This window comes from Gynuella sp. (assembly GCF_050297175.1).
GTDB lineage: Bacteria > Pseudomonadota > Gammaproteobacteria > Pseudomonadales > Natronospirillaceae > Gynuella.
This window is the reverse complement of sequence record NZ_JBNKSF010000062.1, coordinates 1-26,383: the sequence shown is the minus strand read 5'-3', so window position 1 is coordinate 26,383 and position 26,383 is coordinate 1. Positions and strand designations below refer to the sequence as shown.

18 protein-coding genes and 1 CRISPR repeat array are annotated in these 26,383 nt (G+C 48.5%); of the genes, 10 read left to right on the top strand and 8 right to left on the bottom strand.

Annotated features, from left to right (window positions below):
* Positions 1-18 precede the first annotated feature (18 nt).
* From ACQY6I_RS24325 to ACQY6I_RS24315, 3 genes are read right to left on the bottom strand one after another with little or no spacing between them, the layout of a single operon-like run.
* On the bottom strand, positions 19-1,089 hold the full coding sequence (locus ACQY6I_RS24325; RefSeq protein ID WP_428244264.1) for an aldose epimerase family protein: 1,071 nt from the start codon (positions 1,087-1,089) through the stop codon (positions 19-21).
* 10 nt (positions 1,090-1,099) lie between these two features.
* A complete protein-coding gene (gene galK / locus ACQY6I_RS24320; RefSeq protein WP_428244262.1) occupies positions 1,100-2,254 on the bottom strand; it encodes a galactokinase in 1,155 nt (384 codons plus the stop codon).
* Positions 2,251-3,294 carry a UDP-glucose--hexose-1-phosphate uridylyltransferase gene (locus ACQY6I_RS24315; protein ID WP_428244261.1) on the bottom strand — a complete coding sequence of 348 codons (1,044 nt, stop codon included), beginning with the start codon at positions 3,292-3,294 and terminating at the stop codon, positions 2,251-2,253. The genes galK and ACQY6I_RS24315 overlap by 4 nt, the downstream gene beginning before the upstream one ends.
* A 149-nt stretch (positions 3,295-3,443) precedes the next feature.
* On the opposite strand from ACQY6I_RS24315, the gene ACQY6I_RS24310 reads away from it, so the two are divergent.
* Positions 3,444-4,457: a LacI family DNA-binding transcriptional regulator gene (locus tag ACQY6I_RS24310; protein WP_428244260.1), complete on the top strand. Its 1,014-nt coding sequence runs from the start codon at positions 3,444-3,446 to the stop codon at positions 4,455-4,457.
* A 4-nt stretch (positions 4,458-4,461) separates the two neighbouring features.
* Here ACQY6I_RS24310 and ACQY6I_RS24305 read toward each other — a convergent pair whose 3' ends face one another.
* The 3 genes from ACQY6I_RS24305 to lrp all read right to left on the bottom strand — a co-directional run bounded on the left by ACQY6I_RS24305 (position 4,462) and on the right by lrp (position 6,809).
* Positions 4,462-5,016, bottom strand: a complete 555-nt coding sequence (locus ACQY6I_RS24305; protein WP_428244259.1) for a cytochrome b — start codon at positions 5,014-5,016, stop codon at positions 4,462-4,464.
* Positions 5,017-5,160: 144 nt separating this feature from the next.
* Positions 5,161-6,258 (bottom strand): D-alanine--D-alanine ligase, encoded by a 1,098-nt coding sequence (ddlA, locus tag ACQY6I_RS24300; RefSeq protein WP_428244258.1) that lies wholly within the window; start codon positions 6,256-6,258, stop codon positions 5,161-5,163.
* 65 nt (positions 6,259-6,323) lie between these two features.
* Positions 6,324-6,809: a leucine-responsive transcriptional regulator Lrp gene (gene lrp, locus ACQY6I_RS24295; RefSeq protein ID WP_428244257.1), complete on the bottom strand. Its 486-nt coding sequence runs from the start codon at positions 6,807-6,809 to the stop codon at positions 6,324-6,326.
* A gap of 208 nt (positions 6,810-7,017) precedes the next feature.
* On the opposite strand from lrp, the gene ald reads away from it, so the two are divergent.
* A complete protein-coding gene (ald, locus tag ACQY6I_RS24290; RefSeq protein WP_428244256.1) occupies positions 7,018-8,136 on the top strand; it encodes an alanine dehydrogenase in 1,119 nt (372 codons plus the stop codon).
* A gap of 245 nt (positions 8,137-8,381) precedes the next feature.
* On the opposite strand, the gene ACQY6I_RS24285 is transcribed toward ald, so the two are convergent.
* Positions 8,382-8,729 (bottom strand): hypothetical protein, encoded by a 348-nt coding sequence (locus ACQY6I_RS24285; RefSeq protein WP_428244255.1) that lies wholly within the window; start codon positions 8,727-8,729, stop codon positions 8,382-8,384.
* Positions 8,730-9,010: 281 nt separating this feature from the next.
* On the opposite strand from ACQY6I_RS24285, the gene ACQY6I_RS24280 reads away from it, so the two are divergent.
* The 3 genes from ACQY6I_RS24280 to fliD all read left to right on the top strand — a co-directional run bounded on the left by ACQY6I_RS24280 (position 9,011) and on the right by fliD (position 16,732).
* The gene (locus tag ACQY6I_RS24280; protein WP_428244254.1) at positions 9,011-12,112 is read left to right on the top strand and encodes a flagellin; all 3,102 of its coding nucleotides are present in this window, start codon (positions 9,011-9,013) and stop codon (positions 12,110-12,112) included.
* Between the two features lie 78 nt (positions 12,113-12,190).
* Positions 12,191-12,580, top strand: a complete 390-nt coding sequence (locus ACQY6I_RS24275; RefSeq protein WP_428244253.1) for a flagellar protein FlaG — start codon at positions 12,191-12,193, stop codon at positions 12,578-12,580.
* Between the two features lie 234 nt (positions 12,581-12,814).
* On the top strand, positions 12,815-16,732 hold the full coding sequence (fliD, locus tag ACQY6I_RS24270) for a flagellar filament capping protein FliD (RefSeq protein ID WP_428244252.1): 3,918 nt from the start codon (positions 12,815-12,817) through the stop codon (positions 16,730-16,732).
* Between the two features lie 97 nt (positions 16,733-16,829).
* On the opposite strand, the gene ACQY6I_RS24265 is transcribed toward fliD, so the two are convergent.
* Positions 16,830-18,686, bottom strand: coding sequence for a LamG-like jellyroll fold domain-containing protein (locus ACQY6I_RS24265; RefSeq protein ID WP_428244251.1), 1,857 nt, complete (start codon positions 18,684-18,686; stop codon positions 16,830-16,832).
* Between the two features lie 721 nt (positions 18,687-19,407).
* Here ACQY6I_RS24265 and ACQY6I_RS24260 point away from each other — a divergent pair.
* From ACQY6I_RS24260 to ACQY6I_RS24240, 5 genes are all read left to right on the top strand, one after another.
* The gene (locus ACQY6I_RS24260; protein WP_428244249.1) at positions 19,408-20,289 is read left to right on the top strand and encodes a carbohydrate ABC transporter permease; all 882 of its coding nucleotides are present in this window, start codon (positions 19,408-19,410) and stop codon (positions 20,287-20,289) included.
* Positions 20,286-21,194: a carbohydrate ABC transporter permease gene (locus ACQY6I_RS24255; protein WP_428244248.1), complete on the top strand. Its 909-nt coding sequence runs from the start codon at positions 20,286-20,288 to the stop codon at positions 21,192-21,194. The genes ACQY6I_RS24260 and ACQY6I_RS24255 overlap by 4 nt, the downstream gene beginning before the upstream one ends.
* 111 nt (positions 21,195-21,305) lie before the next feature.
* Positions 21,306-22,616 (top strand): ABC transporter substrate-binding protein, encoded by a 1,311-nt coding sequence (locus ACQY6I_RS24250; protein WP_428244247.1) that lies wholly within the window; start codon positions 21,306-21,308, stop codon positions 22,614-22,616.
* 52 nt (positions 22,617-22,668) lie between these two features.
* A complete protein-coding gene (locus ACQY6I_RS24245) occupies positions 22,669-23,721 on the top strand; it encodes a LacI family DNA-binding transcriptional regulator (RefSeq protein WP_428244245.1) in 1,053 nt (350 codons plus the stop codon).
* 261 nt (positions 23,722-23,982) lie between these two features.
* On the top strand, positions 23,983-24,939 hold the full coding sequence (locus ACQY6I_RS24240; RefSeq protein WP_428244243.1) for a glycoside hydrolase family 43 protein: 957 nt from the start codon (positions 23,983-23,985) through the stop codon (positions 24,937-24,939).
* Positions 24,940-25,561: 622 nt separating this feature from the next.
* Positions 25,562-26,369: a CRISPR direct-repeat array (repeat unit 28 nt; unit sequence GTTCACTGCCGCACAGGCAGCTTAGAAA).
* Positions 26,370-26,383: the final 14 nt, after the last annotated feature.

The following is a 26,383-nucleotide window of genomic DNA, read 5'->3' as shown; positions in this document are numbered from 1 at the left end:
AGTGCGATTTGGCAATGATCACGGACGATAAATATCAAACTGCCATTCAATGGTTTCGTGATAAGCATGTTCCGGTGTAATCAGTGTCGACGGAAAGTGTTTGTGGTTTGGTGTATCCGGAAAATGCTGAGGCTCCAGACAGAAGCCGGCGAAGTTCTGATAAACACCTCCATCACGATTTTGTGTTCCGTCCAGTACCTGACCGGTAAAAAACTGTACACCGGGCTGGGTGGAACTGACTTGCAGACGAATCCCTGTATCAGGGTTGATGGCTTCGGCCTGCAGCATCAGATCATCATCGTTTTGGGTTTTGATCACAAAATTATGATCAATGCCGCCATAGTTTTTGACGAAGTCCTCGCCACTGTTCAGAGCATCCTCGATTGAGCGATAATCAGTGAAATCGAGCACCCCGTCCTTCACAGAAACCAACTCCCCTGACGGGATCAATAACTCATCACACTCCGTGACCTGGCTGCCATGAATTTTAAACAAATGATCGGTGACTTTCTGATTTGTCTGTCCACTCAGATTGAAATAGGCATGATGCGTGACATTCAGGTGTGTAGCTTGATCGGTGGTCGCATGAATATCAAAACGAACCCGGTTTTCATCATCGAACGTAATGGTAATGGTGCACAGCACATTTCCAGGATAGTGCTGTTCGCCATCAGCTGAGGCTCGTTCAACGACCAGGGTAGGGATACCATCTGTCAATTCCGCTTTCTTGATCGTCCACAGGTTTTTGGAAAAATCATTGTTGCCATGCAAATGATGTGGGCCAAGATTGCAGTCAAGCTGATAAACCTTGTCTCCGACGGGCATGCGGCCACGATCGATACGGTTGGCAAAGCGACCTACAATTGAGTTAAGACCGATATTCTGTTCATAAAACCCTTTCAAATCGCCACAGCCCAATACCACATTAGTAGGCTTCCCATTCTGATCGGCAATCATCAGATCTGTTACATTCAGACCAAAGTTACAGATTGAGATTTCATTGCCATGGCTGTTCTTGAGTACGACTAATTCAGCCCTGGACTGATCTGGCAGCAGCCCATAAATTTGTCTTGAAACCATTGCGGTCATATTGGTTACCTCATGCCTGGTTAGCAAAAGCACCCTGACTGGCTTTGCAAATGAAAATTTCCGGTGTCAGGCCGGTTTTCGCCGGGTATTGTTCAGTGACAGCGTCAATAACCTGCTGTTGTAATATTTCGGGCACCAATGCTATCACACAGCCACCAAAACCACCGCCAGTCATTCTAACTCCGCCATTCTGTCCCACAACTTCAGCAATAATGTCCACCAGAGTGTCGATGGCCGGGACGGTAATTTCAAAATCATCGCGCATTGAAATATGAGACTGCGCCATCAGCGTGGAGAGACGCTTCATATCGCCCGCTTCCATCGCCTGAGCAGCCTCAACCGTGCGGTCGTTTTCAGTCACCACATGTAATGCCCGTTTATACGCCACCGGGTCAATCTGATCTTTATGGCTTTCAAGTTGAGTCAGCGACACATCCCGTAGTGCTTTGACATTCAGTTGTCGGGATACCTGTTCACACTGTTGGCGGCGAACATTGTATTCAGAGTCAACCAGACCGCGTTTGACAGCAGAATTGATGATTACCAATGAGGTGTTTTCCGGCAGTTTGTATGCTTTGGTTTCGAGGCTGCGACAATCAATCAATAGAGCCCGCTCGGATACTCCCAATGCAGAAATCAACTGATCCATGATGCCGCACTGAGTGCCGACAAAATTATTTTCTGCTGCCTGGCCGACGAGTGCTGCCTGGACACCATCAATGGTTTCACCACTCAAATCACACAGACATGAAATCGTCACCATTTCCAACGCCGCTGAAGAGCTTAAACCGGCACCCGTAGGCACGTTACCCGTGATAACCAGATTGGCACCACAAAGTTGATATCCGCGCTGCCTTAATTCTTTGACCACGCCACGGATGTAATTGCTCCAGCTGGCGTCAGGGTCGGCGGTGATTTCCTCATCAAGATGAAAACGGCTGGTAGTTAATCCCATATTGACAGCGGTTAGCTCAATGATTCGGTCATCCCGGGTGGAGGCAGCGATCATATTGCAGTAGTCGATTGCGGCCGGTAGTACAAAGCCGTCATTGTAGTCAGTATGTTCGCCAATAATATTGACCCGTCCCGGAGCCTGGTAAATCTTATCTGCTGGGCGCTGGTACAGGCTGAGAAATGTTTGATTCAGTTGAGCTTCGAGGGTCATTTGGATTGTCTCTTATAATGTGTGTCAGACAGCATCTGTAATTTTTGGGCAGCTTGTTCCGGCGTCAGATCACGTTGTGGTTCGCCCAGCATTTCATAGCCGACCATAAATTTTTTAACGGTCGCAGAGCGCAGCAATGGCGGATAAAAATGTGCATGCAATTGCCAGTGTGCATTATCTTCTCCATTAAATGGAGCACCATGCCACCCCATGGAATAGGGGAAGGAACATTGGAACAAATTGTCGTAGCGGATGGTTAATAAACGAACTATTTCTGCCAGGGACTGACGTTGCTGAAGTGATAACTGAGGCATTTGTGCTATCTGAAAGCGTGGCAGAATCATCGACTCAAAGGGCCACATGGCCCAGTAAGGTACTACCGCCACCCAATCATCGTTAGCGACAATCACCCGTTCCTGCTTTTGCACTTCCTGTTCAACATAATCCAGCAGCATTGGCCGCTGATAACGCTCAAAATACTCGCGCTGATGAAGGTCTTCGAGCTTGATTTCCGTTGGCAGGTGCTTTTGTGCCCAGATCTGGCCATGGGGGTGTGGTTGTGAACAACCCATAACCGAGCCTTTGTTCTCGAAGATCTGCACACTGGCATAGCGGCTGCCCAGATCCTGGTACTGTTCGATCCAGGTGTCGACCACGACTTTGATTTCATCTGCGGTCATTTCCGGCAGCGTTTTAGAGTGATCTGGTGAGTAACATATTACTCTGGCCTCGCCTTGTTCTGCCTGAAGTGTAAAAAGAGGATCCTGTTGTTGAAATTCTGGCGTATCGGCTTTGAGAGCGGCAAAATCGTTACCAAAGACATAGGTGTTTTGATAGTCTGGATTATGGTCACCGGATATTCGTTTGTTACCTGCGCACAGATAGCAGTTAGGATCATAACTGGGAGTCACTGAGTCTTCTGACTGTTCGGATTGTCCCTGCCAGGGACGTTTGGCCCGATGGGGTGAAACCAGTATCCAGTTACCGGTCAGCGGATTGAGCCTTCTGTGAGGATCATTGACTGCATCGAAAGTGGTCATAAAGTGATTTCCGGTTGACGTTTTCGTTATTATGGTTTTTCTTGAAAACGTTTTCAAATAATTATTGATACGGTCTGTTACAATTTGTGTCTCCTGGGTTTTTATGCAGTTATTCCCAGCACTATTTACAATGATCAGGAGCTTAACCTATGGCCACGATTAAGGATGTAGCCCGAATAGCTGGCGTTTCTATTTCTACGGTTTCACGCGTGATTAATAACCCCGAATCTGTTGCTCAGGAGAAACGGGATGCCGTGAACCAAGCGATGAAAGAGGTGGCCTATCGACCCAACACGCTCGCCAGGGCCTTAGTCAGTAACCGTTCTGACTGTATCGGCTTGATGGTCGGGGAGTTGGGCGGAATCTTTTTTGCCCAAGCGATGCAGGGGATCGACAAGGTTGTTGTTCAGGAAGGCAAACATGTCATCATCACCAGCGGTTATCACACAGACCATATGGAGCGTGAGGCAATTGAGTTTTTGATTCAGCGTCGCTGTGATGGATTGATACTGCATTCCAAGGCGCTCAGCGATGACGCCTTGCGGGAAGTTGCCAGTCGACCGACACCGGTAGTGTTTATCAACCGCCTGATTCCAGGGCTGGAAGACCGCTGTATTTTTGTTAACAACGTTAATGGCGGCCACTTGGCGACTGAGTTTCTCATCCAAAAAGGCCACCGGGAAATCGCCTTTATCTGCAGTAACCTGGCTTCGGTACCCGATGGTCTGGAGCGTGAGCAGGGCTATTTTGAGGCACTTCGGCAAGCCTCTATTCAACCCCGTAACGAATTGGTGATGAGAGCGTTCCCGGATGAACAAGGGGGGTATGAAGCCACTAAACGGCTGATACATAGCGGGCAGTCATTTTCAGCGCTGTTTGCCTATAGCGATCAGATGGCAGTTGGTGCTATTAACGCCCTTGATGACCATCATCTGAAAGTTCCTGAGGATGTTTCGGTCATCGGCTTTGATGATGTGGATATGGCCAAATATTTGCGGCCCAGTCTGACGACAATCCATTATCCAATCAATGCAATGGGGGCAAGGGCTGCTTTGAGGGTTCTGTCGATGATTGACCCTGAACAGTACCCCGACCATGGCGGTGAACTGGAATTCATTCCGAGCCTGGTAGAACGCAAATCGGTGATTGCCAGATCAGCTTAACGAGCTATCGTCTCAGGCCCAGCATGCGTCTCAAGGTTGCATCTTTATCCAACCAGTGGTGTTTTAAGCTGCCAACGATATGAAGCACCAGGGCGGCCAGTACGATGTATACCAGTTTAGTATGGCCAAATACTCCCAGACGATAGATGAAGTCGTTATAGGGCACCATTTTATGAGGGTCATCCGCTGACGGGTTTGGAGGAATGATGACCCACTCAAATACATGCAGACTAAAACCGCCGGCACCAGAATACATCATCCCGGAAAGGGGCATACCAATGGTGGCCAGAATCAAAATCCAGTGCGTGATCCTGGCCAGTATCAATTCATAACGCGGATGCGCGTCATCTACTGCCGGCCAGCCTTCCCGGATTCGCCAGACAATACGGATCAGAGCCAGACAAAACACAATGACGCCAATGGACTTGTGATAGTAATAAAGCTCAAGGTTGTAAGTGGCCCGCATGTAAAAGCCTAGTGGAAGCATAAAGATAAAAGCCAGCGCGATGAGCCAGTGCAGAATAATGGTGGGCGTACTCAGTATGGATGTATTTTTCATTTGAGCCTCCTTTGGAGTGCACAAGCACTCTGGCAGGTTGTTGATTTCCATGTGTATTGCAAATGCTGCTTTAGCACAAGAAACCTGCAACCTGCTTAAAGAGGCATGATAGCTGTCTGGCGTTGTTTTGGTAAGGTAAGGCTGTTATCGGTTGGTGCTGAGATGCCGTTTCTGATCGAACCGTTCCAGGGCCAGCTCAATTAGCCGGGTAACCAATTGCTGCTGCGACATTCCTGACTGCTCCCATAATTTCGGATACATGCTGATATTGGTGAACCCTGGTAGGGTATTGATTTCATTGATGAAAATTTCATCCTCCGGGGTCAGAAACATATCCACCCGGGCAAGGCCCGAGCAACCAAGCAGGCGATAGACTGCAATCGCTGTCTGCTGGATTCTGGCAGTTTGCTCAGCACTGATATCGGCAGGTATTTTCAGTTCAGCGGCATCGGCATCAATATATTTGCTCTCATAGCTGTAAAACTGATCAGTGGCGACAATTTCGCCCACGCAGGAGGCCATGATGTCATCGTTTCCAAGCAGGGATATTTCCAGTTCGCGGCCCTCAACGGCTTTCTCCACCAATACCTTCTGGTCGTATTTGAATGCGTAACGAATGGCCTGATCCAGTTGTTCCCGGTTTTTAGCGCGGCTGACACCGACGGACGAACCCATATTGGCGGGCTTGATGAAAACGGGGTAACCAAATTCTGTTTCTATCTGTGCCAGTGGCCACTCCGACTGCCAGTGATACAGAGTCATAAATTCAGCATTCAGAATACCGGCATCGCGCAACAGGCGTTTCATAATGTCTTTATCCATACCCAGCGCACTGGCTGTGACATCAGCGCCTACACAGGGAAGATTTGCCATTTTGGCTAGTCCCTGAATAGAACCGTCCTCTCCATAAGGACCGTGCAGAACTGGAAAGATAACATCCACCTGACCGAGGGTTTCCTGGCTATCGATCCGGACCAGTCGTCTTTCCGGACCATTGGGAATAAGCCCTACCTGTGGGGCCGACAGATTGAGGGCAATGTCAGAGGGATTATCAGCATTTAACAGCTGGATAGACTGTTCATTGAGGAACCATCTGCCTTCGCGATCAATACCGATCAGGACCGGCTCAAACTTTTCCGGATCGAGAGAGTTGATAACATTTTGGGCTGACTGAAGTGACACTTCGTGCTCGGCTGAGCGTCCACCGAAAACAACTGCCACTTTGATTTTATGACTGGACATGATAACTCTGAGACAACTAAAAAAAGAGGCAACATGTTACGTGGCTGCTGCCGATATTAAAAGAATCAGCGCTTATAACGTACCGGCACTTCCAGAGTCTCCTTGACCTGTTCCATGACCACGTAGCTGGTACTCTCCTGGACGCCCGGCAGAGTCAGCAGAGTCTCGCCATAAAACTTCCGGTAAGCACTCATGTCGGCAACGCGGGCTTTAATGAGATAGTCGAAGTTACCCGAAACCAAGTAACACTCCTGTACTTCCGGTAGCCTGGCAATCGCTTCCCTGAATTGATCGAAAATATCCTGGGCCGAACGATTCAGCCGGATTTGTACCAATACTACCAGAGCAGAATCCAGAAACTCTGGATTGACCAGAGCGCTATAGCCGAGGATGACCCCGTCTTTTTCCAGTTTCTTCACCCGTTCCATGCACGGTGTCGGGCTCAATCCGACTTTGCGGGACAATTCTGCATAAGAAGTACGGCCGTTCCTCTGCAGTACCCGCAGAATATTGCGATCAATGGTATTGAGTTCTTTGGCGCGTCTTTTCATAAGATAGGGCCTGATTTTGGCGGGTTGTATAGAATGTGCTAATAGTGAAATCATCTTAAAATAAAATCAATATTAGTTGAATCATCTATAACTAGAAAATATCCATCTGAAATGATCTTTATAATTCGTAAGATTGCTAAGGAATCTCAAAAGCCGCTTGCCTATACTGTTGACCATGAAGACGTAACGAATAACACAGGTGATAGTCATGTTGATTGGTGTTCCAAAAGAAATTAAAAATCACGAATATCGGATCGGTTTAACCCCTGGCGGTGTTCGCGAACTGGTGGCCAATGGCCACAATGTGATCGTTGAAAGAGATGGCGGCGCGGCCATTGGTTTTGACAATGAGCAATATGTCGCTGCAGGGGCCAGTATCATCGATACGGCACAGGAAATTTTTGCGACTGCAGACATGATCATCAAGGTCAAAGAACCACAGCCTCAGGAATGCAAAATGCTGCGTCCGGGACAAGTGTTGTTTACCTACCTGCATTTGGCACCCGATCCGGACCAGACCCGCCTGCTGGTAGAGTCCGGAGCGACCTGTATTGCATATGAAACGGTGACAGACGCTCGCGGTGGCCTGCCATTACTGGCCCCGATGTCTGAAGTGGCTGGGCGCATGTCCATTCAAGCAGGTGCTCATCACCTCGAAAAAGCTCAGGGTGGACTGGGAATGTTACTGGGTGGTGTGCCGGGTGTTGCACCTGCCAAAGTGTTGGTTATCGGTGGTGGTGTCGTGGGTACTCATGCCGCCCGGATGGCTGTTGGTATGGGAGCTGACGTGACAATCCTGGATCGCTCTCTGCCACGTTTGCGTGAGTTGGACAGCGAGTTCGATGGTCGTCTGCGCTGTGTGTATTCAACTGCGGATGCGATAGAGCAATATGCATTGGAAGCGGATCTGGTCGTTGGTGCCGTTCTGATTCCGGGAGCGGCTGCGCCAAAGCTGTTAACCAGAGACATCATCGCTAAAATGAAGAAGGGTGCCGTTGTTGTGGATGTAGCCATCGATCAGGGTGGATGTTTCGAAACATCTAAAGCGACAACCCATCAGGAGCCTACTTATGTGGTAGACGGGGTTGTTCACTATTGTGTGGCCAATATGCCGGGTGGCGTTGCGCGCACCTCAACCATGGCGCTGACCAATGCAACTCTGCCGTTTGCTGTGGCTTTGGCAAACAAAGGGGCGAAACAGGCGTTGCTCGATGACGTGCATCTGCTTAATGGTCTGAATGTGCACGCAGGTAAGGTTACCTTTAAAGCCGTTGCCGATGTCCTCGGTTACGAGTTTTTGGATGCCCGTGCAGCATTGGAAAAATAGGTTTTAATTGAATCAGAAAGCCTGATCTTCCAAATCGGTCAGGCTTTTTTCGATTTCAGGGGATTCTGGAATGACGGCCAAGCGATGACGGGTGCCGTGCATATCAGTGAAGATCTCATTCTGATACTACATTTGCGAGACGGCAAAGTTGCCAACCCCTTCTGGATCCCTCTTAAGAAACTGGCTCACCTGTTACGAGTCGTCACTAAAATAATCGTGTTTTAGCTGGCATCAACCAGTAATGATTATTCTTCAGCCCCATAGGCTTTGAGTGCATTCGCGCGCACTTTGAGCTGATTTTGTTCCTTCAGCAGCATTTCCTGTTTTTGCTCCAATACCTGCCGTATTTTGCTGTGCTGTTCGCGGATATAGTCGATGTCATCGGCAATATGGCTACGAATTTGATTGCGGCTTGTCGAAGCGCTTATCTCAATGAAGGAAAAAAAATCCTCAATTTTCTGCTGCCTTTTTTGGCTGCACTCTAGCAGTCCCTGAATATCGTCTGCTGCAAATAGTTGATCGATCTCATCTGTCATTCGACGAATGCTCTGCCAGTCCCGCTGGATTTTCTTAGGAAGTGTCTCTGTATTCATAAATTTGTAACCACTTGTAAAAGACAAGGCAAATTGTTGCCGCTATTTTGACGGATCATCTTGTTGGAGCAATCGCCATTCCATCAGTTTAGATGTTTTAACCGTGTATTCTTCATTTTAGACAACCGGTTTGTGATAAAAGAATATTAAATGACTTTAAAATAACAATTTCATATAAAAGAAACATCTCCAACCGCCGCTAACACCATTGTGAATGAACAACATCGTTGGCAACAACGGCAATACCGCCGCTGTGCTAAACAACGAAGGAGATGTAAATCATGCCTCAAATTATTAATACCAACATTGCTTCTTTGACAGCACAGCGCAACTTGAATACTTCGCAAAGTGCTAACCAAACGGCTCTGCAACGGTTGTCTTCCGGTCTGCGTATTAACAGCGCCAAAGACGACGCGGCAGGTCTTGCGATTTCCACCAAGTTTGACTCCCAGATCAGTGGTCTTGGTGTTGCAATCTCCAACGCCGGTGACGGTGTTTCTCTGGCCCAGACTGCAGAAGGTGCACTGGGTGCCATGACTGAAAACCTGCAGCGTATTCGGGAACTGGCAGTTCAGTCTTCCAATGCGACTAACTCTGAAGATGACCGGGTGGCTCTGCAGGCCGAGGTAGAGCAGTTGGTAGAGGAGATTTCCCGTACTGCAGAAGAAACCACATTTAACGGTCGTAACCTGTTGGATGGAACATTCTCCGGGGTTTTCCAGATTGGTGCCAATGCCGGTGATACCATCGATGTAAATATTTCTGAATTAACCGCCGGAAAACTAGGTTCATCAGCCACAGCTGGTGTTTCTGCGATTGGCAGCTCCAATGCCATTTCCAATGGTGACCTGACGATCAATGGCGTGGCTGTTTCCGCCAGTAGCGCATCTGATGATGAATCCTCCACTTACAATAAAGCCGCCAGTGCAATCTCTAAAGTGGCAGCAATTAATGATGTTTCTGAACAGACCGGTGTCAGTGCTGTAGTAAATGAAAATGAGGTGGCTGGTACCTCAATGACCGCTACGGCCATGAGTGGTACCATCTCCCTGAATGGCGTCGAAATCGACATTCAAACCACTAACGATGCCTCTTCCTCCCGTGCCTCAGTGGTTGAAGCTATTAATGCTGTATCCGAGCAGACTGGTATCGTTGCTTCAGATTCCGGATCTGATTCTGGTGGTGTTACCCTGACTGCTGAAGATGGACGTAACATTACTCTTGGTTTTGACAACCTGACCAATACGGCTGGCAGCTCTTTTGTCGAAACAGCTGGTTCTTCTAACTACACCCTGAATGAAATTGCTGCTGCGACCGGCTTGGCCGTCGGTGGCCAATACAACTCACTCGATACTGGTGCAGCTGCAAACTCATTTACCACCAGCACCGCATCGGTCACAAACAATGCTGCCCAGGCATCAGCGGGTACTTATGAAGGTGGTTATACCTTAATCGCAAATGCCGGTACTGACGAAATTGTTATTGAAGGTGGTAACGATACTGGTCGCGGTGACCTGGCAAATGCCGGATTGGTCGCCGGAACATATACCAGCTCAACGGCAGCTTTGGTATCCAACAAGCAGGCCGTAAGCTATTCGGAAACGGCGCTTGAGGTCACCGCTTCTGCTACTCAGATTCTGGATGCTGATCGTATCGCGGCAGCAGCCACCAACGATGCAGCTGCCGTAACTGCGTTCTCTTTCTCAGTTGATGGCTCAGAGGTTTCCAGCGGTGTTACTTCCGCTGCGGCGCTGAGCTTGGGTGAGGTAACTGATGAATTGAATACTCAGTTGGCGGCTGATGGTGTTACTGATGTAGTTGCCTATGAAGAGTTTACGGTCGAACTGAGCATGAGTGCTGGTAACCTGGCTCAGGGCGATACCTTTGATCTGGAGACAGAAACAACGGCTACCACTGTTTCGGCGGTTGTCGGTGATGTTGCATCCGGTAATGGATTGGCAGAATTGGCAGATTCGATCAACTCAACAGATTACAGCTCAATCGGACTGGAAGTCAGTGCTGAATTGAACTCTGCTGGAGATGGTGTTGTTCTGACTGTACACAACTACAGTGGTGAAGCTGTATCCATCGGTGGTACAACCGCTGATGCGGGTAACCTGCAAGGTGCATACGTTAAACCTGACGGAACCTCTGTTGCAGCAGAAGATATTGAAACTGCGGATCTGTTTGTCACAGGTAATCTGGCTATTTCAACTTCGTCCAATAAGCAGGTCAGCGTGACGTTAAGTGATGCAACCCAGGTATCCAAGCTGTTCAACAGTGATACCGTTGCGTCAGAAACGTTAACTGCAGCTGCCACAGTGAATGGCTTGGATGATGGTGATTTGGTATTGAATGGTGTGGGGGTTCCGGCACCTTCTGGTGCTGAGGATACCGCCAGTGCTACTTACGCCAGTGATGGTTCTACATCGATCTACTCTTCCGATAAGAGTTTGAGTGCCATTTCCGTGGCAGCGGCAATTAACTCAGTATCAGAAGAAACCGGTGTTACAGCTGAAGTGAATGCCACTCAGGTGACTGGTGGTGACGGTACTGCCGCTGCCACTGCGATTGCCAACGATGTGTTTGAAGAAGGTGATCAGGCTGGTCTGTACATCAACGGTGTATCAGTTGGTACGGTTACTCTGCAGAACGATAGTTCAGGTACTTTGGATGCAGACAAAGCCAAAGCCGATACGATTGATGCGATTAACCAGAAGTCTGGTGAAACAGGGGTCCGTGCGATCGATAATGGTGTTTCTATTACTCTGGAAGCAGCTGATGGTCGGAATATCTCTGTCGCGATTGATGACAAATCAGGCAACTCTGCATCAATTGGTTCTATCTTAGGTCTGGATGCTGCCGAAAACGGTATTGGGGAAAGCACATTTGGCTTGGGAGATACGTCAAATGGTACTAATGCAGAAGCCAGAACCTATGAAACTACCTATGGTACCGTCAAACTGACCTCTGCATCGTCCATTGATGTATCTGTTGGTACTAATGGTAAAGATGAGCTGGCTGCATTGGGTCTGCAGTCAGGTACTTACGGCGGCGGTACAGACGGTACCTTCCTGAAAGATATTGATATCTCCACCTTCCAAGGTGCTCAGGATGCAATCAAAGCTATCGATAACGCATTGCAGACTGTATCCAGTCAGCGTGCCGAACTGGGTGCTTTGCAGAACCGGTTTGAATCAACCGTCAGTAACCTGGAGATTACCTCTGAAAACCTGACAGCTGCAAACTCACGTATTAAAGACGCTGACTTTGCTGCTGAAACTGCAGAACTGAGCCGTACACAGGTTCTGCAACAGGCCGGTATCTCTGTTCTGGCACAGGCTAACCAGCAGCCGCAGCAGGTGCTGTCACTTCTTGGTTAATCAACAAAATGAAGCTGCCTGATATACTGAAGGCAGCTTCTCAAAAAGTTGTGAACTAAGGTAGCGACGAGGTGGAATATGAGCGATATACGAACTTCGAATGTGTTTGAAGCCAATGCTCGGCCTCAGTCCTCGGCACCCAAAGGATCTGTGAACGGCGGCAATAGTTTGCCAGCGGAGCAAGGGAAAGGGGTCGATGTTGACCGTATTGTTAAAAAGGAAACAGCAGCTGGGGTAGAAGAACAGCGCATGGTTGATGATGCTATATCCAAATTACAGGATTATATGCAGAATGAACAACGTGGTCTGAACTTTAAGATGGACGAAGAAGCCGGTATTACTGTAATCAGCGTATACGATGCTGAAACTGAAGAGCTGATTCGCCAAATACCCAGTGAGGAAATGGTTTCTTTGGCAAAGCGACTAAATGAGCAGGAACCTTCAGTTTTATTCTCAGCAAGAGTGTAGAGAGCGAAGGGGAAATTAAAGCCGGCCGTACGCCGGCTTTTTTGTATCAGAAGGATACTGATCCGACAAAAATATACGCGGACTGATTTGTTGTGTTTGACCTAATTGGCTTGAAAGGTGCTTAACGATATACCAGTTCATGAAACTACAACTGGTTACAAGGCAATCATCAAGAACTTTGCCTGACTGCCGATATTAACGTTGATGTCATCTTTCTTAGGGTAGGTAAACACCATGGCTAGCATAGGGTCATTGGGCGTGGGGTCAGGTCTGCTGACGAGCGAGCTGCTTGACAGTATTATCGCATCAGAGCGCGAAGCCTCTGATTTGCGCCTGACTGAAAAAGAAGCTGTTATCGATGCCCGGATAACGGCGTATGGTGCTGTTCAAAGCGTGCTTGACAACCTGTACTCAGCGGCAGATGCACTGGCTGAGTCCTCTACGATCACCAAAACCACTGCGACAGCATCTGACTCATCAGCGCTTTCTGCGACGACTTCAAGCACCGCAACTACCGGTACCTACAGCCTTAATATCAGTTCCATCGCCAAGGCACATACTCTTGCCAGCCAGCGTTACACCTCTATCACGGATTCAGTTGGCACAGGCACAATGACGATTAAGTTCGGCTCGACTACGTATGATGCCAACACTGGTGACTACGACAGTTTTTCCCAGAATGCAGATGCTGGCATCATCAATTTAAATATAGACAGCTCCAATAACACGCTGGCGGGTATTCGTGATGCCATCAACAAAGCGGATGGCGGAGTCACGGCTTCCATTGTTAACGACGGCCAGGGATATCGCCTGTTGCTCACATCTGATGAAACAGGTGAAACCCACAGTATGGAAATTACTGTGAATGGCGATGCCGGCCTGCAGGGCCTTGCTTACAACTCCGCGCAGAATGACGAAAACAGTAACATGATGGAAACGCAGGCTGCCCAGTCTGCGGCGCTGACGGTGAACGGGCTCAGTATCACCAGTGAGAGCAACCAACTGACAGAGGTGATCAAAGGTGTCACCTTGAATTTGACATCCGATACTGATGGCAAAGATATCTCTTTAACGGTTGCCCGTGATGTGTCGGCTGCTTCTGAAGATATGGAAGCCTTTATATCTGCCTATAATGACTACAAGGACATTTACGATACTCTGACCGCATTTGAAGAAAGTGATAATGATGAAGATGTCAAGACCGGCATTCTTTTGGGGGACTCTACTCTCAGAACCATTCAGTACCAAGTGAAGCGCACACTGTTGAATGTGGTGGAAGGGTTAGGAGGCGACTATCAATCATTGGCTGATATCGGCATTACTACGAATAAAGACGATGACTATAAACTGGTTTTCAATTCAGCAGTGTTTGAAGAGGCTCTTCAGGATGACGCTAACAATGTTGCAGGGGTGCTGGCTAATTCCAAAACCACGACAGACTCTCTGGTCAGCATCATCACCCTAGGGAAAAATGCTCAGCCGGGCAGCTATGATGTTGAAGTCACTCAGGCAGCCACCCAGGCCAAAATCGAAGGGTTGTCTGTGGATGCCTTTGATTTTGCCTCTAGTGTCGTCATCGGTGGGTCGAACGATAGTTTTACCGTCAACCTGAACGGCAAAAGTGCTGCCATTACCCTAGAGCATGGTCAGTACAGCAGCGGTGATGAGTTGGCTCTGATGATACAAAACGCGATTAACAATAATTCCACGATCAGTGACAGTGGCGGCAGTGTTTCAGTTGGGTTTAACAGCTCAGAGCAACGACTCGAATTTACCTCCAGTAAGTATGGTAGTGCCAGCTCGCTGTCATTCTCCAATCTGGATTCCACTATCTCGAACACCCTGGGAATTGCAGCTCCCGGACAGGGTGAGGTCAACGGCAGCTTTTTCTCATCCTTGTCAGACAACGCTTTTGGAGCAACTACTGCGCCGGGGAGTGGGGCGGTATCGGAGAAAGACTCCTATGACTTCTCATCCAACACCATGACATTTGATCTGGTATTGTCCGGCACGGCAGCGAATGATGGCACATACTCCATCACCCTGGATGAAGACCTGAGTGACATCGTGAATACCGATGGTGATGTCACCACTGATCGTACCCGTGATGACATGTTGTCTTATATTAATTCGGAATTGGCCTCGGCTGGCTTGGCGGGTGTAGTGACTGCATCGTTCAATAGCGCCGGCCGGATGGTGTTCAGTAGTACTCCCGAAGCTGGCAGTCAGACGCTGGAACTGACTAATGTCGTTGCTTCCAATATGGACTTTTTAGGCCTGGGAGATGCGGCTGGCACATCGACCAGTGGTGTGACTGTGGCCGCCGGTACCATCTTTGAACTCGATTACAGCAATAGTTTTGGTGCGGTTGAGTCCGGTACTATTACCGTTCCGGCAGGTACCTACGAGACTGGAGATGATCTGGCGGCTGCCATTCAGAGCGCCATCAATGCAGATGCCAATATCGCCTCAGGTGCCCAGGCTGCACAGACTGTTAAAGGTCTCGTAGATTTGAGTAGCGACATCGATTTCGATACCAACTCATACGGCTTCTCTTTCAGCTGGAATGGTAACCAATATGACGTATTGGTGGACACGTTTGATACCGACAACCTGACATCCATACAAAATGCAATCGATACCGCGATGGGGGGAGATGCTGGTAATGTGGTCGCCAGTCTTTCTTCCAATGGCCTGGTGCTGTCCACTGCCAATACCGGTAGCAATCAGGAAATCCAAATTCTTTCCGATGGACAGGGTGACACCACAACGCCAGGCTCTGCTATTGCCACAGGTATTGATTTCAGTGCCTCGCCTTCAACCTTCTCTCTGACCGTTGATGGTGAGGAGTTGAGCATCACTCTGGATGACGATGTCAGCGCCAGTGTAGAGGATACTCTGACCTATATTCAGGGCCAGTTGGATACCGCGTTGGCCAACTATGATGGCGGTGGCGTGTTTGCCGCGGGAGACATCGTGGCTAAACTGGATGGCTCAAATCAGATTTATTTCGAAACGGTTTCCAAAAATGGAGAGCAGACATCTGCCACATTTGGTGCGGATGCCTCTATATACGTTTCCGCTGCTGATGCCAACACCACGACCACTTTGGGCTTGACTACCGGCAGTGCGAATCTGAACGGCTACAATTCCTTCGGACTGTCATTGGGGTCTTATGTTGGTTTTGATTCTCAGGCAACCGTCAGTTTTAGTCAGAATGATGAAGGGAATGGTGGCTTTTCGATTAAGTTTGATAACAACACCACCGTTGATATCTCCAATCCCAGCGTCGGTGCTGCGGCATTGTTAGGCTTGTACCCTACTGACTCCTCCAGTGCAGAAGGTGCTGTTGGTACTGATGTTGAAGGCACGATTAACGGGGTCAAGGCAACCGGTAAAGGGCAATATTTGACGGCTGGCAGGGGAGATGAAGCCGCAACGAATGGTTATGTGCTGGGAGACCCGGGCGCAGATTTCAGTAGCGCGGTAGTGATTGACAGCAGTAACAAAACCTTCAAAATCAAAGTGGATGGTGTTGAGTCACAGGATATCACCCTTGCCGAAGGCACCTATGCCAGTGCTGATGACCTGATCGCTGAGATTAAAAAACAAATTAATGCAGATCAAAATCTGTCTGAAAAAGATGTCTCTGTTGATATCAAATATGATGAAGACACCGCGATTTTCGGTATCTTCTCCACCTCAACCGGTAAAGAATCAACGGTGAGGCTGACATCGATATCGAATGGGTTGGCTTCGATACTCGGAATGTCTGCCGCGACTGCTGGAGAAGCGGGCAAAGATGCTACCGGTGAAGAAAACCCGGCCGCCGGTATCATCTTAAAAGTAGAGGGTACAACCACAGGTAGTCGGGGCAGTGTGAACTACATACAAGGTATTTTTGGAGAGCTTTCCGCTATACTGGATGACATGCTCGATTCCAGCGGTGTGATCGAAACGAGGCTTTCCAACCTGAATGATCAAAAGACCCAATTGGAAACAGATAAGGACGCTCTGGATAAGCGCATGACCGCATATTACGAGCGATTGGCCTCCAGTTTCAGCTATAACGACGCCCTTATCTCAACTCTTCAGACCACCGAGGACTACCTGGTTCAGCAGTTTGAAGCCATGAATGCAGGCAAAAATTAACACGATACTCCCTTAATACCAGGCAGCATCAAATAAAAACCCCACATTAGCGTGGGGTTTTTTGTGTGGGTTGATAAAGAGGGTTTATATCAATCGCTTAATGGCTCAAAAGCCATTCAGATCTATCCAGGGCACGATTAGTAATACGAACTTCCGAAATCTGGCCTGCAAACAGATCGGCCGCTGCACCCTGCCAACTACTGATACCAATAGACCACGGTTGACCTGGCTCCACAAGCAAGCCGTTCAGCTCGCCAACGCTTTCACCCGTGCGCATCACCAGAGAGCCATCAACATACATCTGGGCATACTGGCCGTCATTGACAATCGCAACGTGATACCAATAGTCATCCATGATTTCCCAGGACCAATTGCTCTCTGCGTTACCATTTTGAGCAGTGCTTACCCACTGAAATTCCTTAAGTGATGAAATATTCAATCCCAATGAATAATCTTCGCCGGTACAGGACAGCTCATGGTACTGACACACCTGAGAAATATCGGGGCGATGATTCAGGACCGCAGACCATTTATTGTCTTCAGGTTTCCAGTCATTCAGTTTTACAACGGCTTCAATGGTGTAAGTGGGCAGATAGCCAGGTTTGCCGGCACTGCTATTTGAAAAGGTCAAACCTGGGCCATCGGTCGTCAGATAGTATCCGCCAGTGCGGTTGTTACCCTCAAAATTAGCCGATCCAGAAGCATTGCCAAAAGAGGGGGTGTCTGAAATGACGGTGAAGTAATTTTCGCGTGGACCTTCAGGATTATTAAAGGCTTCAAGGTGAAGACTGTTGCCATTTCCGGAGGCATCGCGGAATTGCACAGAACCATCCGTTGTGGTGATTTTATGTGCTTCGTCGAGAATCCAATATGCCTCAGTACCTTCGATATTACCCGGTTGATCAGCGGTTTCCTCTTGATTGAAATTGCTGAAACGCGTATTGAAATTCATAGGGACTGAAAATTCCCAGCGGGATAGTTGATCCTGCGGCATGCGTTCGCTTTCTGGCATAGCGGCCACCCATGGAGAAAATGAACGGAACTCCAGTTCTTTACTGGTTTCATTGAAGCCAACAAGCTGCATCATGCTATTGCCACCCCAGAATCCAGACTGGTAATCCACGACCACCATCACCACATCACGACCATAGGCATTTTTCGCCACCATCATCGCTTCACCGTGATGGTGACCATTGAAGGTCAGGAAAATCTGATCATTCTTACTGATCAACTTATCCCAAAGGTATGCCCCATGGTCAGTGAAAATGGCGGTTTCGTCATCCCCGGCAATATTGAGCAACTGATGCGTTGTCAGAATAGTCGGTAAATCCGGGTGACTGTCGAGCACACCTTGCGCCCAGGAAATGCTGTCTTCGGAAACGCGCCAATCCAGCGCCAGTACTAAAAATTCCCGCGAACCCGCTGAAAAAATATGATAACTGTTGAACCCAGTACTATCCGTTCCTTTAAAGGTAGTAAAGTTACTTGCCTGTAACGTCGCCGGAAAATTCTTCAGGAAAGGCTCGTTTTCAAGAGTTCGTTCGTTATCCCATTGACTTGCGTTCATAACGTCGTGGTTACCCGCAAGAATGCTATAAGGCGTCTCAGCATTTGCTTCAAGAATCTGCATCGCCTGACGAGCATATTGCCATTCAGTCGGTTGATCTGCACGATCAACAACATCTCCCAGATGCAAAGTAAATACAATACCTTCCTCTTTGTAGTTGTCCGCAATCCACTGAGTTTGAACGTTATAACGTTCCGGTGAATAGCGGGCATATTTCTGGGTATCAGGTAGCACAGCGATCGTGTAACTCGCCTTTGACGTTGCAGGCCCACCGAGGTCCTGGTCTGCATCAGATATACTGCTTGAATTATCATCTGCCCCACAAGCTGAAAGCAAAACAGCGAAAGAGAGCGGGGCTAACCATTTACGATAGGATTGTGTTCTCACAACATCGACTCCAACAAATCAAAATGAATGGAGCCATGAGAATAGGAAGTTGATATGAAAACTTAATTACAGATTGGGATCTCCCCACCAAAACTGCACACCAATTAGCGGCATATAATGCAAGCCTTTGAATATACAGGATAAATTGAATAAGCGAATTAGCTGATATACCAAAGTCCATGAACATTGTTGATGGGTATACTCATTCGCTATAAAGCGCTACCGCTCAAAAGCCTGTGCAACCGTTTTATGCACAATATGTTACAGCTGTTCAAATATCGTTGAATGAAGCAAACCGGAGAAGCGGTTCGCCCAACTCACCAAAAAAGGCCATCAGAGCAAGAAGATAAAATTGCAACAAAGCATCTCTTCACAGTGGAGGCCCCAGAGCCAGGCTGTGAAGCAACCTGAACGTTGCTCAGTTGAAAATTTTGCACACGAGACCAGGACAAATTCGCCAGTCCATTCATGACATTCGTATTCACGTATTAGCCATCGTTTTATCTGAATAACCAAAAAAGAAAGATAAACAGCCATAATTTCTATGTCGATTATAATATTAGTAATAATATTATGAGCGCTTAAAATAACAATAACTTGCGCAGTGATACAGAAGTCTGCGTGCCAGCGTTCCTGAGTCGACAGGTCTTCAGTTCAGTTTGATATATAAATAACTGTTTTGATAATTTCTGTTGCATCGCTCAGGGACAGGAGGTAATGCATGAGTTTTACCAATAGCCGTAAAGAGCAGCTGTCCAGTTTTTCATTTCTGGTTCCGTATTTATTGGTTTTTATTGGCATGATAGTCGTGCCACTGTTCTGGGGGATATACCTCAGTTTTCAGAAAGTGGACTTGTTCGGACCCGGAAAATTCATCGGTCTGAATAACTACGTTCGCTTGCTGAACGATAGAATTTTCAGACAGACCGTCTGGAATACATTGTACTTTGTAGTATTAACCGTTCCCGCGCTGGTCGTGGTCGGTTTATTGCTGGCGCTGGTGCTGAATCAAAAAACCAAGGTAGCCAGCATGTTGAGAGGTATCTTTTTTGCCTCAACCATCCTATCGGTGACAGTGGTTACCCTGATCTGGCGTATCATTTTTATTCCAAATGATGGCTTGATGGCCACATTGTTCACCCATATCGGCCTGGAGCCCATTTCTTTTTTGTCCGATCCGGACTGGTCCCTCATCTCAATTGCCATCGCAACGGTCTGGTGGTGCCTGGGATTACCGATGATCCTGTTTATAGCGGCTTTGCAACAGATTCCAAGAGAAATCTATGAAGCTGCTGCTATTGATGGCGCCAATCGCTGGGCCGTGTTTTTTCGCATCACATTGCCCTCCATCGGCAGAACTATCGTTCTGGTGATCATTATTGAAATCGTCATGCAATTCCAATTGTTTGGACAGGCATTACTCATGACGAATGGTGGTCCCAACAATAGCTCCAGATCCATGGTGATGTATATCTACGACCTGGGATTCCGGCGTTGGGATGTTGGTATGGCCGCAGCGGCTTCTCAACTGCTGTTCCTGATCATCCTTATCGCTGCCATGGCACAGTTTTTTGTAAGTCGTCGTAAGGGAGCTGATGTATGACCCAGTTAAAAGTATCGCAGCCAGACAAATCCCGAATCAATCGCCGTAAACATTCCGTCGCGGCTCGTGAAGTTTCACTATTTGGTGCCAAAAACCAGCGTTTTGCCTTGTGGAGCGCTGGTATTCTGGCGTTGATCATGTTGTCTCCATTTTTGTGGACAGTGGGCCTGAGCCTTAAAGACAATCAGGAGCTCATGCTCGGAACGGATGCCGTATTCCGTTTTCCATATACCTTGCAAAACTATTTGGACATCTTCAAAAGCTCATCCGTATTTGGCTGGTTAAAAAACAGCTTTATCGTTTCTTGCTGTATGACCGCAGGGGTGTTGATTCTGTCCTCATTGGGTGGGTATGCATTTGCAAAACTCGAATTTCCCTACAAAAACACACTGTACATCGTCGTCCTGATGGGATTGGCCGTTCCAGAACAAGCCGTCATTATTGCCAGACACCAGATTTTCAGTCTGTTAGGGCTGCACAATACCTATGCCGGCTTAGTACTGCCCGGACTGGCAGGTCCTTTTGGTGTGTTTTTGATGACCCAGTTTTTCAAAGCCATACCAGCAGAAATTACCGAAGCAGCCGTGCTCGATGGTGCCAGCAAATTCAAAGTATTTTGGAAAGTACTGTTACCACTGACGTTGCCGGCGCAGGCCACCCTGGGGATATTGACATTTTTAACCTCCTGGAATGACTACTTCTGGCCGTTGATCTCTGCCACTGAACAAGAAATGTTTACGCTGACAGTTGGCATTGCATCATCACAAATGAATTTTGCCCAGAGTGAAGGGCTTGGTTTTCTATCATCTCAGGCTGTGTTTTCAGCGCTGCCTATCATCCTGGTGTACATCTTCTTCCAGAAACACATTGTAACGGCTGTGGCCGGTGGGGCAGTCAAACAATAACGAATTCGGGTCGATGCCCGGTATGGGTGGTACGGGCACTAACCCGACACGGATCGCCGATGAATCCGGCGACGTTCGGTTCAATGCAATAACAACAAAAAAGGTAATACCATGAAAAAACAACCTCTACTGCTACCGGTTATCCTGTCAGTCTGCATGGCAGCCGGTGGAGCGATGGCAAAAACAGAACTGCATCTGCAACGTTTTTTCGGTGCTTGTGATGCTCAGTATGGTACCAATACCGATGTTGACAAGGCCGAAGGCGAATGCGGCATCATGACCAGCCTGATCAATCAATTTTCCGCAGAACATCCCGATATCAAAGTCAAAGTCACGACTGTTGAATGGCCGGGATATGACCAGCTTACCGCTCAAATGGCATCCCGTACGCCACCAGATCTTGTAACCATGCATAATTCCGTCATATCCGACTACCAGTCCCGCAGACTGATTCTGCCGATTGACGATTTGATGAAACAAGTCGGAATATCTTTGGACGACTTCACCGATACTGCCGCCCGGGGTATCGTCAAAGAAGGTCAGGTATATGGCCTGCCCATCGATACCTGGACCATGCTGTTTCACATCAACATGAAGTTAATGAAACAAGCTGGTCTGGTAACAGAAGATGGCCAGCCGGTGCTGCCTCACAGTCCGGAAGAACTGTTGCAACAAGCCCGTCAGTTTAAAAAAGCGACCGGAAAACCCTATCTGGTACAGATTCTGTCCAACGAAACCTCAGCCTATACGCGGCTGTTCTATACCTACATGTTCGAACAGAATTCTGATTTTTTTGCTGACCCCAACAAAATTTCCTTACAAAGCGATAAAGCCCGCAACATCGTAAAAATGCTTAAGCAGATTTATGATGAAGACCTGACCACCAAAAACATGGATTACCCGGCAACTGTGTCCGGATTCACCAATGGCGATGGTGGCATCCTGATGAACGGTAACTGGCTGCTGGGCGCGTTTGAAGTGGAATCCCACAATCCTGACAGCGAAATTTATAACGCCTACATGGCCGTTCCGTATCCGCAGTTATTCCAAAACGACAAGCTCTACGTTGATGGACACTCATGGGTGATGCCCAATAAAAAACGGAATAAAGCCGAACTGGCTGCCACGGCAGAATTCTTCAAATTCATGAAAGAAAACGACTATCAATGGTCTCGCACCGGTCACCTGCCCAGCGTTAAATCCGTACTGAGCATGCCGGAATTTTTGCAACTCCCACACCGCCAGGCACTGCTAGGCGTCACCACTCGCGGAACCGGATTGCCAGAAGGCGTCAAACGCCAGTTTGCCGTGCAAGATATTCTGGGTGAAGAACTGGCTGCAGCGGTTACCGGGGTTAAACCCATCGATGAAGCCCTGAAAGAAGCTGAGCGTCGTATTAACGACATGTTGGCCAATCTGTAATGACTGACACGGGTGGAGACACATCTCCACCCGTCAGCTGCTGAGAAACGCCATGCGCAAAAAAAAAGTCACCATGATGGACATTGCCTCCGTTGTCGGTGTATCGCAGCCAACGGTATCGGCCATTATCAATGGCTCGGACACCATTAGAGTCTCTACAGAGACCAAACGCAAAGTGCTGCAAATCGCTGAAGAAATGGGCTACCCACTGAGGCGAAAGATACATCATGATGATCGCTCCGGATCAATTGCCCTGCTGATTAACAGCCTCAACATGCATGATCCGTTTATCGGTGCAATATCCGCCGCTCAAAAACGAGCCTGGGAACGGAATACTGTACTGACCGTTTTCGACTACGAAGACGACATGCAATTCTTCGAACATGTGTTCAAACGAGTCCGCCGAGATATTAACTGCCAGAGTGTCATTTATGCCATCAACAGTCCGCGCGAAATCACCGCCGTGACCGTTGGCGACCATCAAAAACTGGTTTACCTCAACTGTTTCGACCGCAAAGAAATGCGAATTCCCACGATCGTACCGGCAGACTTCATGGGCGGTTTTCGGGCGACTGAACATCTGCTCACTCAAGGTTATCGGCATATCGCCATGATCACCGGAGAAAGCTGGTCTGAGTCATCCGTTCAGCGCGTAAGAGGCTATCGTCAGGCCATGATCAATTCAGATTGCCCAATCAATGAGAGACTGATTGCCCCGGGCAACTGGTCCGTCAGACAGAGCTACCTGCAGGTGCAAACATGGCTGGCCGCGGGAGAAAAAATTGATGCCATCTTCTGCGCCAGTGACCTCATGGCAGTCGGCGTATATCAGGCCATACAGGAACACGGCCGAAAGATCCCCGAAGACATCGCCGTGATGGGGTTCGACAACCAACTACTGGCAGGAGAACTGCGACCACCCCTGAGCAGCATCGATCTGCCCTATGACGAAATGGGCAGAATGGCCGTGGATTACTGTTTGGACGGAATGATTGAAGGCATTGCCCAGACAAAAATTGAAGGAGAACTGTTCATCCGGGAATCCACCATTTACAACAACACAGCACAGCGCCACAGCCGCGCCCGAAAAAATGATGAGCAATAGCGGACTGCTTCAAAACTTAAGGAGCTCCCGAACAATGGCCCATCTTCACGCCGGACATTGTCAGCCCCGTCTCGCTCTGATTCGCATTTACGCCAGCAAACTATGGCTTTACCGGCGGTGCTTCCTAGCCTGTGTCAAAACGATGTCTGTTTGTCAGAGGCTCCTTAACAATCATCACGACAGACCGGTCAGCGACCGTGTTTCTGGCAAACCTGCCAGTACGATCACAGCGGTCTATGTTTTTACAGAGGTTCACAACCCATGACCACCAACCCAATCATATTGCAGCGCGCAGATCCACAGATTCTGTTGCACAGCGACAACCGATACTACTTTATCGCCTCCGTGCCCGAATACGATCGCATAGAACTGCGTCGCGCCGATTCGATCACCGCACTGTCCAGCACCGCAGACGTTGTGACCGTCTGGCATAAGCCAGACAGCGGACCAACCAGTGACCTGATATGGGCACCCGAAATTCACCACATCTTCGGGCACTGGGTCATCTACTTTGCTGCCGCCCCCAACCGGGAAATTTTCAACGACGCCTTCCAGCATCGAATGTACGCCCTGACCTGTCATGACGATGACCCGATCAATGGCCAGTGGACCTTTGCCGGTCAGGTCGATTCCGGTATCGATACCTTCTGTCTCGATGCGACCGCATTTACCCATCAACAACAGCATTACTACGTCTGGGCTCAGAAACACCCGGTCTTCCAAGGCAACTCCTGCCTTTACATTGCCACCCTTGCCGATGCCACGACACTGAGCAGCGACCCGGTCATGATCAGCCGGCCCGAGTTCAACTGGGAAATCAAAGGATTCTGGGTAAACGAAGGTCCGGCCGTACTTATCCGCAACGGCAAAGTATTTATCAGCTACTCCGCCAGCGCCACAGACGAACGATACTGCATGGGCCTGCTATGGGCCGGTGAACATGAAAACTTACTGGATGCAGAGGTTTGGCAAAAAAGCCCCAAACCAGTATTTGCCAGTCGGCCCGAAGCAGACATTTATGGCCCCGGACACAACAGCTTTACCCGTGATCCCGAACGAACCAAAGACTACCTCGTCTACCACGCCCGCAACTACACCGACATACAAGGCGACCCCCTGTGGGACCCCAACCGCCATACCTGCGTGCAGACGTTCGACTGGGATGACCAGGGCTTTCCCGTGTTTGGCGAGCCACAGCCGGAGATGGATGACGATTGACCCGGTCACCATTCACCCTTCAGATCCCATAAAAGGCAGCCCCGAGACACCTAGCCATGTTGTGCAACACACCATGAATCCTTGGGGCTCACTGTCTCTTTAACCTGTAGAGGTGCGCCAGCCATCACACCATTCACCCGGCATCAATACTTGCCCGGTGAATAAAACAACCACATTTCGGGCATTTATGAGTGTCATCTACCGATATATCCGTATCGAAAATGCCCATAGTCCAGCCCAAGCCCTAACCACCTTAGCCTTCAATACCTCAACCACTTTGAGAACACATCGAGCCAGCACAACCGCCACAAAAGCTGTGATGCGCCATAAGCACTTGCAACCTGATCGTAATAGCAGTAAAAAAGTAACCCCCTGAGACAACAGCGTCATCCAGGCTCCAGTGATGACTTTGCCAATGGCATATCACCAGCCTCGTATTAGATTGAGGCAACGCAGATGCCAGGGAAAACCAAAGATTGATACCCAAACATACCAATCTTTTTGGCTCATTAAAAAACTGCTTGAAAATCAATAAGTTACAACACCGCCCAAAAACAATGGTCAAACCCTTGTTTTTTCGCTAAGTGATTGTTGTGACTTATTTTTTTGCGTTTGTACTTCAGTTCACTGCCGCACAGGCAGCTTAGAAAAGTATGTACAACGGCCCTGGGAACGCAGAAGCGTTCACTGCCGCACAGGCAGCTTAGAAAAGCAACAGCCACAAACGAAACGCCTAAAGCAAGTTCACTGCCGCACAGGCAGCTTAGAAATGTTAATGGTGACCATTCTTGTACCAACAATCGTTCACTGCCGCACAGGCAGCTTAGAAAGTTCGAGCATTCAAAACTGATGGTGAACAGATGTTCACTGCCGCACAGGCAGCTTAGAAATACGCGAAAATATTCAATGGTGGCATCAAAACGTTCACTGCCGCACAGGCAGCTTAGAAATTTATCATCATTTCGGCTTTAGATTTTGTAATGTTCACTGCCGCACAGGCAGCTTAGAAATATAAGGTCTAGGAATTGGACTGCGTTGGCTTGTTCACTGCCGCACAGGCAGCTTAGAAATTGTAAGGTCCGAAATACTCAATACCCTACAAGTTCACTGCCGCACAGGCAGCTTAGAAATGCTGCTTTCGCAATGTAGGCCCCTGCGTTTTGTTCACTGCCGCACAGGCAGCTTAGAAACAGAGTAGATTGAAAGTTTTGCAACGTGTAAGGTTCACTGCCGCACAGGCAGCTTAGAAAGTTTCCAAAGACTACGCAGCAGCATCAACGAGGTTCACTGCCGCACAGGCAGCTTAGAAAGCCATCATCATCAGCGTCAAGCTCCTCAAAAAGTTCACTGCCGCACAGGCAGCTTAGAAATACTGGATACCAATCGCAAGGAAGTTCAACGCGTTCACTGCCGCACAGGCAGCTTAGAAATTATGTGCTGGGGC